The organism is Cupriavidus sp. FW305-27 (genome assembly GCF_058787995.1).
The window spans coordinates 25,425-37,141 of the sequence record NZ_JBYTAG010000025.1; the positions used below are offsets into that span (position 1 = coordinate 25,425).

Annotated in this window: 15 protein-coding genes and 1 tRNA gene; 3 read left to right on the forward strand and 13 right to left on the reverse strand. The window is 63.3% G+C overall.

The features are described 5' to 3' along the window. Positions 1-8 precede the first annotated feature (8 nt). Complete coding sequence (locus AC3WRI_RS14155; RefSeq protein WP_037023834.1) at positions 9-188, forward strand: DUF1484 family protein; 180 nt, start codon at positions 9-11, stop codon at positions 186-188. Between the two features lie 69 nt (positions 189-257). On the opposite strand, the gene AC3WRI_RS14160 is transcribed toward AC3WRI_RS14155, so the two are convergent. The 7 genes from AC3WRI_RS14160 to AC3WRI_RS14190 form a co-directional block, all read right to left on the reverse strand. Beyond that, on the reverse strand, positions 258-680 hold the full coding sequence (locus AC3WRI_RS14160; protein WP_010812291.1) for a type II toxin-antitoxin system VapC family toxin: 423 nt from the start codon (positions 678-680) through the stop codon (positions 258-260). Further along, positions 677-931 carry a type II toxin-antitoxin system Phd/YefM family antitoxin gene (locus AC3WRI_RS14165; RefSeq protein ID WP_010812292.1) on the reverse strand — a complete coding sequence of 85 codons (255 nt, stop codon included), beginning with the start codon at positions 929-931 and terminating at the stop codon, positions 677-679. Before AC3WRI_RS14165 ends, AC3WRI_RS14160 begins: the two co-directional genes overlap by 4 nt. Before the next feature lie 206 nt (positions 932-1,137). Continuing rightward, on the reverse strand, positions 1,138-1,596 hold the full coding sequence (locus AC3WRI_RS14170) for a DUF2846 domain-containing protein (protein WP_010812293.1): 459 nt from the start codon (positions 1,594-1,596) through the stop codon (positions 1,138-1,140). Next, the gene (locus tag AC3WRI_RS14175; RefSeq protein ID WP_010812294.1) at positions 1,593-2,000 is read right to left on the reverse strand and encodes a hypothetical protein; all 408 of its coding nucleotides are present in this window, start codon (positions 1,998-2,000) and stop codon (positions 1,593-1,595) included. Before AC3WRI_RS14175 ends, AC3WRI_RS14170 begins: the two co-directional genes overlap by 4 nt. 264 nt (positions 2,001-2,264) lie before the next feature. Beyond that, positions 2,265-3,269, reverse strand: coding sequence for a Bug family tripartite tricarboxylate transporter substrate binding protein (locus tag AC3WRI_RS14180; protein ID WP_439668321.1), 1,005 nt, complete (start codon positions 3,267-3,269; stop codon positions 2,265-2,267). Between the two features lie 15 nt (positions 3,270-3,284). Continuing rightward, on the reverse strand, positions 3,285-4,706 hold the full coding sequence (locus AC3WRI_RS14185) for an amidase family protein (protein ID WP_439668322.1): 1,422 nt from the start codon (positions 4,704-4,706) through the stop codon (positions 3,285-3,287). Positions 4,707-4,812: 106 nt separating this feature from the next. After that, positions 4,813-5,589, reverse strand: a complete 777-nt coding sequence (locus AC3WRI_RS14190; RefSeq protein ID WP_010812297.1) for a FadR/GntR family transcriptional regulator — start codon at positions 5,587-5,589, stop codon at positions 4,813-4,815. Between the two features lie 253 nt (positions 5,590-5,842). On the opposite strand from AC3WRI_RS14190, the gene AC3WRI_RS14195 reads away from it, so the two are divergent. Then, the gene (locus AC3WRI_RS14195) at positions 5,843-6,166 is read left to right on the forward strand and encodes a 2TM domain-containing protein (protein ID WP_010812298.1); all 324 of its coding nucleotides are present in this window, start codon (positions 5,843-5,845) and stop codon (positions 6,164-6,166) included. Between the two features lie 38 nt (positions 6,167-6,204). Here AC3WRI_RS14195 and AC3WRI_RS14200 read toward each other — a convergent pair whose 3' ends face one another. Together AC3WRI_RS14200 and AC3WRI_RS14205 are read right to left on the reverse strand one after the other, a co-directional pair. After that, positions 6,205-6,966, reverse strand: coding sequence for a LytR/AlgR family response regulator transcription factor (locus AC3WRI_RS14200; protein ID WP_058698048.1), 762 nt, complete (start codon positions 6,964-6,966; stop codon positions 6,205-6,207). A 13-nt stretch (positions 6,967-6,979) separates the two neighbouring features. Then, complete coding sequence (locus AC3WRI_RS14205) at positions 6,980-7,822, reverse strand: sensor histidine kinase (protein ID WP_439669056.1); 843 nt, start codon at positions 7,820-7,822, stop codon at positions 6,980-6,982. Positions 7,823-8,211: 389 nt separating this feature from the next. Between AC3WRI_RS14205 and AC3WRI_RS14210 the strand changes: the two genes are divergently transcribed. Beyond that, positions 8,212-10,044 (forward strand): DEAD/DEAH box helicase, encoded by a 1,833-nt coding sequence (locus AC3WRI_RS14210; RefSeq protein ID WP_439668323.1) that lies wholly within the window; start codon positions 8,212-8,214, stop codon positions 10,042-10,044. Between the two features lie 20 nt (positions 10,045-10,064). Here AC3WRI_RS14210 and AC3WRI_RS14215 read toward each other — a convergent pair whose 3' ends face one another. From AC3WRI_RS14215 to AC3WRI_RS14230, 4 genes are all read right to left on the reverse strand, one after another. After that, positions 10,065-10,340: a type II toxin-antitoxin system Phd/YefM family antitoxin gene (locus tag AC3WRI_RS14215; RefSeq protein WP_492293461.1), complete on the reverse strand. Its 276-nt coding sequence runs from the start codon at positions 10,338-10,340 to the stop codon at positions 10,065-10,067. Between the two features lie 25 nt (positions 10,341-10,365). After that, a tRNA-Thr gene (locus AC3WRI_RS14220) sits at positions 10,366-10,441 on the reverse strand. A 52-nt stretch (positions 10,442-10,493) separates the two neighbouring features. Continuing rightward, positions 10,494-10,982 carry a ClpXP protease specificity-enhancing factor gene (locus AC3WRI_RS14225; RefSeq protein WP_010812310.1) on the reverse strand — a complete coding sequence of 163 codons (489 nt, stop codon included), beginning with the start codon at positions 10,980-10,982 and terminating at the stop codon, positions 10,494-10,496. 57 nt (positions 10,983-11,039) lie between these two features. Next, on the reverse strand, positions 11,040-11,651 hold the full coding sequence (locus tag AC3WRI_RS14230) for a glutathione S-transferase N-terminal domain-containing protein (RefSeq protein ID WP_010812311.1): 612 nt from the start codon (positions 11,649-11,651) through the stop codon (positions 11,040-11,042). Positions 11,652-11,717 lie beyond the last annotated feature (66 nt).

An 11,717-nucleotide genomic window follows, 5' to 3' on the forward strand; every position in this document is an offset into this window, starting at 1 on the left:
AGTCGGAAATCGATCTATCCACGGCGCGGTACAGCCTTCAGTCAGTCTCGGCTGGTATGGATGGTGTGCTTACCCTGCTGGAACAGCAGAGTGTGCAATTCGAGGGCTGCTTTAGTGCATTTTGCTTGTTGGGGCTGGTGAAGGCGCAGCTGGAGAGTGTGTTGGCGGATGAGCTGCCTGCGTCTTAACGGGGATGGCTTCCCGGCTTGATGACTGTGACGTCGGGAAGCTCCTTGGGAAAAGACGGCGGCTCACGATCAGGCGTCCCAAGGGTTCAGGACGCTCACGCCAGTTGCCATGAAGTCGGCGACATTTTGTGTAACGACGGTCATTCCATGCACGATTGCTGTTGCGGCAATCAACGCATCCCGCTCCGATTGCCGGTCTGGTACGTGCAGCCGAGCGCAACGCAGGGCCACGGCGGTATCAATGGGCAAAACGCGGCCTGCGAATTCGGGCAATACATGGTGGTCCAGCCACGCCCGCAGCAGCGCACCTTGGCGGGCATCCCGCCGCTCGATTTGCAAGACACCGGTTTCCAGTTCCATGATGGTGACCGCCGACACAAAGAGCCAAGCTGCATCAACGCTGGCAGACCACGCTGCAACGTTTGCATCAGCCTTACCGGCTCGGACCTTGCGCAGTTCGGAAACGACATTGGTATCGAGCACGAACATCATGTGAGATCAGCGGGCCGGAATTTGATGTTGGCACGTGGCGGATTGAACTCGATGTCCTCAATGCCGGGCATCGCGAGTGCATCTGCAATATTGCGACGCTGCTGGGTGAGCCTCTGATATTCCTCGAAGCTCAACAGCACATGCGCCGGTTTGCCGCGGTCCGTGATGAAGACCGGACCGTCCTTCGTCGCCTTCTTGGCTTTTGTCACGTCCTGATTGAGTTCTCGGCTCGATAGGGTTGTGATCGTCATGATGACCCTCCTAGCAACTTCAATGTAGTTACGTTACTACAATGAAAAGGGTGGCGCAACCCTGCTTTGCCAACATCACGAGGAGGTGCCCCGCCTACGTTGATAGGCCCGCGCTGAGCCGCAAGCCATGCGGAATTCCGATGCGTCAATTGACGCATCGGCGTCGTCAACGCGACTCAGCCTGCAACGCGGCTGAGTCAATCCACTTACTTCGCCGCAGTCTTCACCTGGTCCCCCGTGTAGCTCAGCGAAGCCAGTTCTTCCTTCGCCTTCTCCGGCGTTTCCAGCTCCAGCACCACGCGGCCCACCATCAGCCCCAGCGACGGCGAGCTGCGCACGTACTTGGTCTCGCCGGCATCCAGCACGAAGCTGAGCGTCTTCTCGGTTTCGGTCGAGGCCGCCGCGACATACTTGCCAGCCGTGCGGTCCACGAAGAAGAAACCGCCGGGCTTGGATTCGCCAACGACCTGGCTATTCAGGCGGATATCCGGCTGGATGGCCGCCCCGAACATCGACGCCGAACGCAGGAAATAAATCCGACCCTCGCCCGGCTTCAGCGTGGGCATCGATGCCGCCATCTCGGCGTGCTTCACGCCCGAAGCGCATCCCGCCAGCAGCGATGACACCGCCAGTCCGGCGATCAGCATGCGCGCAACCCGTTTCATTCCGATTCTCCCAAGTTCAAAGGTACTGCTGTCGTTAGCGGGGAGTAGTTCTGCTCCCCAGGCAGATAGAAGCCCACCAGCGTCTTGTTGCGGACGACCAGGTAGGCCTCATGAACGTGGCGGCCCTCGATTGTGAGAATGGTGCCGATGGGGCGGTAGACATCGCCTTGCGGGAGGCGCCCGACCTGCGACCAGGTCGACCTGGCAGCGAGGTCTCGGGAATAGCCGGTGTCGAGCTTGACCTGCGCCGGCGCCAGAAGCTGGACGCGCTTGGCCGTGGCGGCTGGCTGCATGAGCTCCACCGTTGCCGGGGTGGTCGCGATCATCGGGGCACAGGCGGAGAGTGCCAGGCCAAAGCCTGTGGCGAGCCACAGGCGGCGGGCGCGGAAAGAGAAGGAGGTCATGGCTGGATACGCTCGGGTGTATGGCTCGCAGCCTGAGCGGCTGCGAGCCACAGCAATTGCGCCAGTCGGCACGATGCGGCGCCATTGGCACTTTCCCTTGGCGCCGCCCAGGTTGTCTTCTGAGGCCAATTACGACACTGGGACAGACATGCTTAATACAAAGCGGCACCCTACAGGAGGAGGGTGCCGCGGGAATTCTCCAGCAAGCTGACACAAATGGAAATCGTCTCCAGCCGAGTTTGGGGTGCGGCTACGAAATTCCTCTCAATCCCCCTTGAAACCCGACGCCTTGATCACCGGCGTCCACCGTGCCGAAAGCGCGCTTGCATACCTGGCAACCTCATCAGAAGTGCCGCCCGGCAGGATGTCATACCCGGCGCGCGCCAGCTTCTCGCGCACGTCCGGCATGGCCAGCACCTTGCGCACGGCTTGATACCACTGCGCGGTCACGTCGGCCGGCGTGTTGGCGCGGACATAAAGCAGGTAGCGCGACGAGGTCACCAGGTTGGGGAAACCAGACTCCGCAAACGTAGGCACATCCGGCAAGGCATCGGCGCGCTTTTCCCCTGCCACGGCCAGCACGCGAAGCTTGCCGCCGCGATGCAGCTCGGTGAAGGTCGTGATGGCGTCCATGCCCGCCGCGACCTGGTTACCCATTATTTCCGTCACCATCGCCGCGCCACCGCGATACGGCACCAGCGTACTGCCGGTGCGCGACTGGCTGACGAACTCCACGGCAAGGAAATGCAGCAGCGAGCCAACCGTGCTGATGCCGATCGAATAGTCAGCCGGCTTGGCCCTGGCGGCCTTGACGAAGTCGGCCAGTGTCTTGATGGGTGAGCTGGCGCTGACTGCAATGCCGAACTGGACGCCCGTCACATCGGTGATCGCCGTGAAGTCGGTGGCGGGGTTGAAGCGCATATTGCTGTAGATCAGCGGCCCGATGAACATCGGATCGACAGGTGCCAGCAGCACGGTGGTGCCGTCGGCCGGGGCGTTCTTCAGCACTTCGGCCGCCACGCGCGTCCCGGCACCGGGGCGGTTGTCGACGATGACGGTACGGCCCATGGCATCTTTCAGCTTCTCGGACAGCAGGCGGCCCATGTAGTCGGCCGGCCCTCCCGGTGGAAACGGCACGATGATGCGCGATACGGACTGCCCCCATGCGGCCCTGGAGAGCAGGCCACCGGTACACAGAGCGGCGGCGGTGCCGGCCAGCATGGCGCGGCGCGACAGCCGTGGGGCGTAAGCAGGTTTGCGTTTATTCATGGGAAGCTCCTGGGTCTAGATGCCGGTTTGCACGTCGGTGTAAGGGGTAAAACGCGCCGCGTCCTCAATCGCCTGGCCGGCGCGCAGCAACAGGTCTTCCCGGAAGCGCCATGCCATCAGCTGCACGCCGACCGGCACGCCGCCGGCCATGCCAGTCGGCACGGACAGCCCCGGCATGCCGAGCATCGCCGTTGCCAGCATGGGGCTCTGTGCGTCCAGCAAGGCCCGGTTCTCTTCGGGCGTGCGGGTATCCGCGTCTTGCACGCTCGGGCGCTGCCACGACACCGGCATCAGCACCAGCGGATACGTTTGCATGAACAGCGACCAGTTGCGTGCGATCGCCTGGCGTCGCGCCAGGGCATCGAGAAAGCCATCGCGGTCGGTCTCCTGCATCCCGTCCAGCATGTTGCGCTGGCTTTGCCGCATGGCCTCGTCGCCATGCTGGTCAACGCCTGCGATGATGTTGCGGCGGCTGTCGTCGACCGTCAGCGTGCGCCACAGCGCTGCCGCTTCCATGAAGTCAGGCAGCCTGGCTTCTTCGACGGCGTAGCCCGCTTGCTGCAGCCATTGCCCGGCACTGTCCAGCGCCGCGCTGACCGCGGGATCGACGGGAACGCCCGGACACCGCCGGAACAGCGCCACGCGTATCGGTCCCGGCGGCAGCGGCAGTTCCAGCGGCACCGGCACCCATGCCGGGTCGCGCCCGTCATAGCGGGCCATGGCGTGGTAGCCGAGCCGCAGGTCGGCAATGCTGCGCGCAAGCGGCCCCTGCACGGACATGAGTTGTGGCGTGATGCTGCGCTCGGCAGTGGCCGACGGGTTGTACGCGGGCACCCGCCCGGTCGTCGGCCGCAAGCCGACGACACCGCAGGCATAGGCCGGATAGCGAATGGAGCCGCCGATGTCATTGCCATGCGCCAGCGCCCCCATGCCGGAAGCGACCGCGGACGCGGCACCGCCGCTGGAGCCGCCGGGGGTGATATCCGCATCCCACGGGTTCAGCGTGCGCCCGTGCAGGCCGTTGTCGGTAAACCAGCGCGAGGAATAGGTAGCCGTATTGCTGCGCCCGACGATGATGGCCCCGGCACTACGCAGGTTCGCAACCACGGGGGCATCCTCACGCGCAATGTTGTGCTTCAGCGGGATCACGCCGTTGGTGGTGGCATGGCCGGCCTGGTCGACATTGATCTTGATCGTGACCGGCACGCCATGGAGCGGCCCCAGCTCTGCGCCCTCAGCGACCTGGCGGTCCGCGGCATCCGCGCTGGCCAGCGCCTCTTCTGCCAGCACCTCCGGCAACGCATTCAGGCGAGGGTTAAGGGCATCGATGCGGGCCAGCACGCTGGCCGTGACCTCGCGGCAGGAAATCTCGCGCCGCCGCACGGCATCGGCAATATCGACAGCGCTCCAGCGCCAAAGCAATTCAGCAGGTTTCACGTCAAGGCTCCCAGGATTCAGGCAATAGGAATCCCACCCGCCGTGTCGGATGCGACGATGGCGGTTGGGTGTGCAGAAAAAAGGGGGACGCTAGCGCGTCAGGGGATCAGTCGACCGGGCTCATCAGCAAGCTCCCGCGGTCCACGCGGGATTCGGCTTCCAGGGCCAGGGATTCGGCATGCTCCATGTGCTCCTGCATCAGGGCACGCGCACGCTCCGGGTCACGCGACCGGAAGGCTTCAATCAGCGCGTTGTGGCTGTGGAAGATCTCTTCATCAAAGTCGTCGAAATCATCCTGAGCATTCCGGACCACGATGACGCGGCGGATGATGTCGTTGAGCAGGCGGCAGAACAACGCCAGCATCGGGCTGCTGCAGGCATCGGCCAGGCGGTCGTGGAACAGCAGGTCGGCCTCGCGCCGCTCGTTCCAGTCCGTGCTGCCGCCATGTTCCGGGTGGCTCAGCCCGATCAGCGCTTCGAGATCGGCGATGTCGGCATCGGTCAGGCGCAAGGCGGCGTTGGCGGCCAGCTCCGGCTCAACCGCGCGGCGCAGGGCGTACAGCGTGACGATGTCGACCGACTGGAAGTACAGGAAGTTGGACACTGCCTCCAGGCATCGCTCATAAGGCGGCTGCGTCAGCGTGGCACCGCCGTTTGGCCCCGTGCTGACCTTGACCAGCCCCTGCGCCTGCAGCGAGGCAAGCGCCTCACGCACCGTCCCGCGTGCGACGCCCATCTGTTCGATCAACGCTGCTTCCTGCGGCAGCTTGTCTCCGACCTTCTGGTGCGTCTGCACGATCCAGCGCTTGATATCGTTGACCACCTGGTCCGAGCGCTTCACGCGTTTGCTGCCCTCTATCTGCGGGGTCGGCTTGGAATCCATCGCCTCGTATTTATGATCATAATTACTATGATTATGGTGAAGGACTGGGCTTTTCCTATGCGGGTATTCCCGGCGAGACGGGTCAAGAGCTGCAACAAGTCGGGGGTCATGGAGGGTCGGACCCGCCGACATTCGCGCGATCCGCGCGCCCACCGGCGAACGAAATCCGTCGATTCGGCCCTTGGGCCTGGAGCGGCGCTTTGCGATGGCCTATACCTGACGCAAGCCAACCATCTTGATCACGAGGTATCCCATGCACCACGCCTTCCCGCCCAACGACGACCCCAACGCCATGGCCTACTGGCGCGCGCGCCGCATGGTGCACGCCCTGCGCGGCTGGTACATCCACCTGCTGGTCTACGCTGTCGTCAACGGCTGGCTGTGGTTCCGCTTCTTCTACTTTCCGTCGCCGCGGTGGTCGCATTACGCCGCCACCGGCTGGCCATGGCCGCTGACCACCACCCTGGCCTGGGGCCTGGCGCTGACCGTGCATGGGTTGCTGGTATGGATGCGGCTGTCGCGCCGCGGGCGTGACTGGGAACAGCGCAAGATCCAGGAATTCATGGATCGCAAGTGAATCCCTCAGCCGGCGGCGCAGTGGCGCCCCCGACCGCCTTACATCTGCCGGAAGCGGTGCATGTAGGCGCGCGATACCGGCAGTTCGGCTTCGCTGTCACGCATCCGGACAAAGAGCCGCCCTGCCTCATCGCGGCGCGTTCCGGCCACGTATTCCATGTTGACGATGGACGAGCGGTGGATCTGCCAGAACACCTCGGGATCGAGGCCGGCGATCAACTCCGCCAGCGGCGTGCGGATCAGGTGCTCGCCATCGCGGGTATGCACGACCACGTACTTGTCGTCGCTCTGGAAGTACATCACTTCCTGGATCGGCACGTGGCTGGTGGTATTGCCACGGCTGGCGCGTACCCAGCGCAACTGGCCGCCGCTTTCCGCGCGCGGCTGGGCGCGTGTGAGCTGGCTGAGTAGCTGTGCCAGTTCCGGCAAAGGCGCCGCTTCCTGCAACGCCTTGCGCAGCCGCTGGATGGTGCGGCCGAGCCGTTCCTCGCTGACCGGCTTGACCAGGTAATCGACGGCCGCGCGCTCGAACGCATCGAGCGCGAATTCATCATAGGCCGTAACGAACACCAGCCGCGTATCGGTTTCAATCCCTTGCGCCACCTCCAGGCCGGACAGGCCGGGCATCTTGATGTCGAGGAAGGCTACGCTCGGCGACAACCGTGCGATGGCGTCGGCGGCTTCGATGCCGTTGGTCGCCTCGGCAACGATCTGCAGTTCTGGCCAATGGCGTTGCAGCTTGCTGCGCAGATATGCGCGCAGGTGCTCTTCGTCGTCGGCAATCAGGGCGGTGGGCGTCATGGGCGTCTCCGTTTCAGAATGCACGCGGCAGCGGGATTTCGATCAGCACGGCAGTGCCGGGCGAGCGTTCTTCAATCCGAACGTGGGCGTCACCGTCATACAGCACGGCCAGCCGTTCACGCAGGTTAGAAAGCCCGACGCCGGCGCCGGCCGAGGGACGAAAGCCCATGCCATCGTCCTCGATGGTCGCCAGCATGCGCGGGCCGCGCCGCTCCAGCCGGACCAGCAGCCGCCCGCCTTCGATCTTGGGCTCCAGCCCATGCTTGATCGCATTCTCAACCACTGGCTGCAGCAGCATCGGCGCCAGCGGCATCGATTCGAGTTCGGGGTCGACATCGACCGAGTAATGCAGCCGGTCCCCCATGCGGATCCGGATCAGCGCCAGATAGTCACGCAGCAGCTTCGCCTCCTGCGCTACCGTGCCTTGCGTGGCGCGGCTGGCTGCAAGCGATGCGCGCAGGTACGCGATGAAATGCTCCAGCATCAGCGTGGCCTTCTGCGGCGCGGGCTCGATCAGGCTGACCACGTTGGCCAGGGTGTTGAACAGGAAGTGCGGTTCGATCTGGGCCTGCAGCAGGCGCATGCGGGCTTCGACCAGCTGCTTCTCCGTCGACAGCGTGCGCACCTGTTCCTGCGCCATGTATTGCGCGATCTTGCGCTCTTCCCACTGCCGCCCGAGCAGGCCGACGCGACTCCACGTCATCACGCCGTGTATCGCCAGCCCGATACCCCAGCCCATGAGCGGCCCACCGGACCATGGGCGATGCGGCGATCCCACCAGATGGAAGCCGATCAGCAATGCGTTGACCGCCACGTAGACCATGGCGTGCATATAGAAGAAACGCAGCGCGCGCACGCGGCGGCGGGCGTCTTCAAAGGCGCGCTGCTCGGGGGCGGATCGCCAGATGCGGGAGTCTGGGGGGTGCACGTGCGGGTGGCTGGGGGCGGAGATAGCGGGAGGTTACCACTGCGATCCGGGCTCTGATATGGGGGTGGCGGGAATCGACGGATCGGCGGCGCGGATCGCCGGAAGGCAGGCGCAGACCGCTTGGCAGTCCCCCGGAGCCGCCGGCTCGCCAGTGTCGCCAACCGGCAAATCACCAAAACTACCGAAATAACCACCGTTACCGTTTTGTGCCTACAATTGCCGCATAACAAACCTGCCTGACCGCCGTCGCACCGGGTCCGCGACACCTACCGTGGTCAGCGCAGCTCCTGAACGGGCAATAAGAAGAGCAACAACGCATGGCCACGCTGATTCCCGCGCTGGGTTCGGTCACTTCGCGCATGACCAGTGGAGAGAGACGCTTCGCCGAGCGTCTGGAGACAAAGCTGGAGGACGACTACCTGTGCTGGTATGACGTTGCCATCGGAGAGAAAACCAGGCATCCGGATTTCATCGTCTTCCATCCCAGCCGGGGTCTGCTGGTGTTGGAGGTGAAAGACTGGAGGCTGGATACCATCCGGGAAATCGACCAGCGCGATGTCACGCTGCTGACGGATCGCGGGCTGGTGCGGGAGATGAATCCCCTCGAGCAAGCCCGCCAGTACATGTTCTATGTCACCAACCTGCTGCAGCGCGATCCGCAGTTGGTCTGGCCTGGCGGCTCGCTGAAAGGCAAACCCTTCTTTCCCTACGGCTGCGGCGTCGTCCTGTCCAACATCACGCGTGCCCAGTTCGACAAGACCAACCTCGGCGACGTCCTGCTGCCGCACCTGGTGATCTGCCAGGACGAGATGTACGAGTCGGTCGACGCGGAACACTTCCAGCAGCGCCTGTGGGAGATGTTCCCGGTCAAGTTCACCTTCAAGCTTTCCTTGCCGCAGATCGAGCGGATTCGCTGGCACCTGTTCCCGCAGATCCGCATGCCGGAGCAACGCGCGCTCTTCCCGGAGGAAGCCGCGGAGCCGCTGGATATGCCTGACATCCTTCGCGTCATGGATCTCCAGCAGGAGCAGCTGGCACGCAGCCTTGGCGAAGGTCACCGGGTCATTCATGGCGTCGCCGGCTCTGGCAAGACGATGATCCTCGGCTACCGGGCTGAGCATCTGGCAAAGATCGTCACACGGCCAGTGCTCGTGCTTTGCTACAACAAGACCCTCGCCGCCAAGCTGGCGGCGACGATGATCGAGAAAGGCATCGAAGAAAAGGTCCACGTCTATAACTTCCACGCGTGGTGCTCGCGGCAGTTGGAGACTTACAACATTGACCGCCCCAAGGGCCGCCCCAGTGATGCGCTGTTTGAGGAAATGGTGAATCGGGTCATCCAGGGCGTGGACCGGAAAGCGATCCCGGCCGGCCAGTACGACGCCGTGCTGATCGATGAGGGGCATGACTTCCGGCCGGAGTGGTTCAAGCTGGTCGTGCAGATGGTGAATCCGGAGAGCAATTCCCTGTTGGTGCTCTACGACGATGCGCAGTCCATTTATGGCGGCGCCAGGAAACGCGGGATGACCTTTGCCAGCGTGGGCATCCAGGCCCGAGGCCGTACGACCATCCTCAAGCTGAACTACCGCAATACGCAGGAGATACTGGCTGTCGCGCGCAGCTTTGCGGATGAGTTGCTGCGGCCGACCGAGGCAACCGAAGACGAAGCGCCTACCGTGCAACCTGTCGGTGCCGGGCGCCGCGGCAACAAACCGCTGCTGATCGAATTGCCAAACGTAGAGGCGGAAGCTGAGCGCATTGCGCAGATCCTGACTGACGAGAACCGGGCTGGTACGCCCTGGTCAGAAATGGCGGTGCTCTATCGCCATTGGGACACGGTCGGACACGTCACCAGCGCGCTGACGCGCAAGGGCATTCCGTTCGAATGTCCCCAAATCACCAAGCGATTTACGCCCGGCGCGGACAGCGTCAAGGTAATCACGATGCATAGCAGCAAGGGGCTTGAGTTTCCGCTGGTGTGCATTCCGGCCACGGGGATGCCGCATAAGCACGATGAGGCGGATGAAGACGAAGCGCGGCTGATGTATGTGGCGATGACGCGGGCTACGCGGCAGTTGGTGATGACGTTTGGGGATGGGTCGCGGTTTGCTGGAAAGCTGAGTGCTGCGCTGGGTGCAGTAAGGGAATAAGGCACGCTTATCCAGCACGATCACCGCTCGGCCTCCCACTCAACGTCCACTGGCTCCGTCGGCGCGTCGTAGCGCACCACGGTGCCGCGTAATACCTGAAGGGGGTCGCGCTCCAGCCCGCGATAGGGACGCACTTCAAGTGTGGGCTTGCCGTGGTCCGTGACAATGACCGGCTCGCCCGAGGCTTCGATCTGGCGGAAATACTCGAGGGCGCGCGCCTTGAACTCGGTCTTGGAAATCAGCTCGGCATTGAGCGGCTGTGCGCCCTTGCCACAAAAACAAAACGGGCTACGCAATCTTGCGTAGCCCGTTTTCAAATTCTGGTGCCGGCTGCAGGACTCGAACCCGCCACCTGATGATTACAAATCAACTGCTCTACCTGATGAGCTAAGCCGGCATGTCTGGTGCAGACCGCGATTCTACTGCATTGCGGTCCGCTTTGGGATGGCTTACTTCACCACTTTCAGTGCGGGCTTCTTGCTGCCGATGCGGGGCACCGGGGGTGGCGTGTCGTCGTCGCCGGGGCCGGAGTCGGTGGTAGTTGCCGAGGTCTCGGCTTCCACCGGGGCCAGCTTGGGCGGCGGGTTGTTTTCGCGCTCGGTGGCGGCCTGGGTTTCCGGCAGGCTGCGTTCGACCGGGAAGGCCATGCCCTGCCCGTTTTCACGGGCGTAGATGGCCAGCACGTTCTCGACGGGGACGTCGATCTTGCGCGAGACGCCGCCAAAGCGTGCGCTGAAGGTGATCCACTCGTTGCCCATGTCCAGGCCGCTGGTGGCGTCGAAGCTGACGTTGAGCACGATCTCGTTGTTCTTGACGAACTCGCGCGGCACGCTGGTGTTGGCGTCGACGAAGACGGCGATGTACGGCGTGAAGCCGTTGTCCGTGCACCATTCATAGATGGCGCGGATCAGGTAGGGCTTGGTGGAGGTTTCAGGCATTGTGCTTCCAATGGCGCCGTAGTGGCCCGAGGGCGGATGCCTTCGGGCCGGTGCCGGTTAGCGGCGCATCACCTTTTCGGACGGGGTGAGCGCTTCGATGTACGCGGGACGGCTGAAAATGCGTTCAGCATACTTCAGCAGCGGCGCGGCGTTCTTCGACAGCTCAATGCCGTAGTGGTCCAGGCGCCACAGCAGCGGCGCGATGGCGACGTCGAGCATCGAGAACTCTTCGCCCAGCATGTACTTGTTTTTGACGAAGATCGGCGCGAGCTGCGTCAGGCGGTCGCGGATCGCAGCGCGGGCGCGTTCGTGGTTCTTCTCCGCGGCCTTGCCCTTTTCGTTCTCCAGCGTGTAGACGTGGGTGAACAGTTCCTTTTCGAAGTTGAACAGGAACAGGCGGGCGCGGGCACGCTGCACCGGATCGGCCGGCATCAGCTGCGGGTGCGGGAAGCGCTCGTCGATGTATTCGTTGATGATGTTCGACTCATACAGGATGAGGTCGCGCTCGACCAGGATGGGCACCTGGCCGTACGGGTTCATCACCGAAATATCTTCGGGCTTGTTGAACAGGTCGACGTCGCGGATTTCAAAATCCATGCCCTTTTCAAACAGGACAAGGCGGCAACGTTGGGAAAACGGGCAAGTCGTACCCGAATACAACACCATCATGGTTGGATTCCTTGGGCTTAGCCGAAGCAGGGTCGGACAGTAAGGTCTGCCATTCTGCCAAAGTCG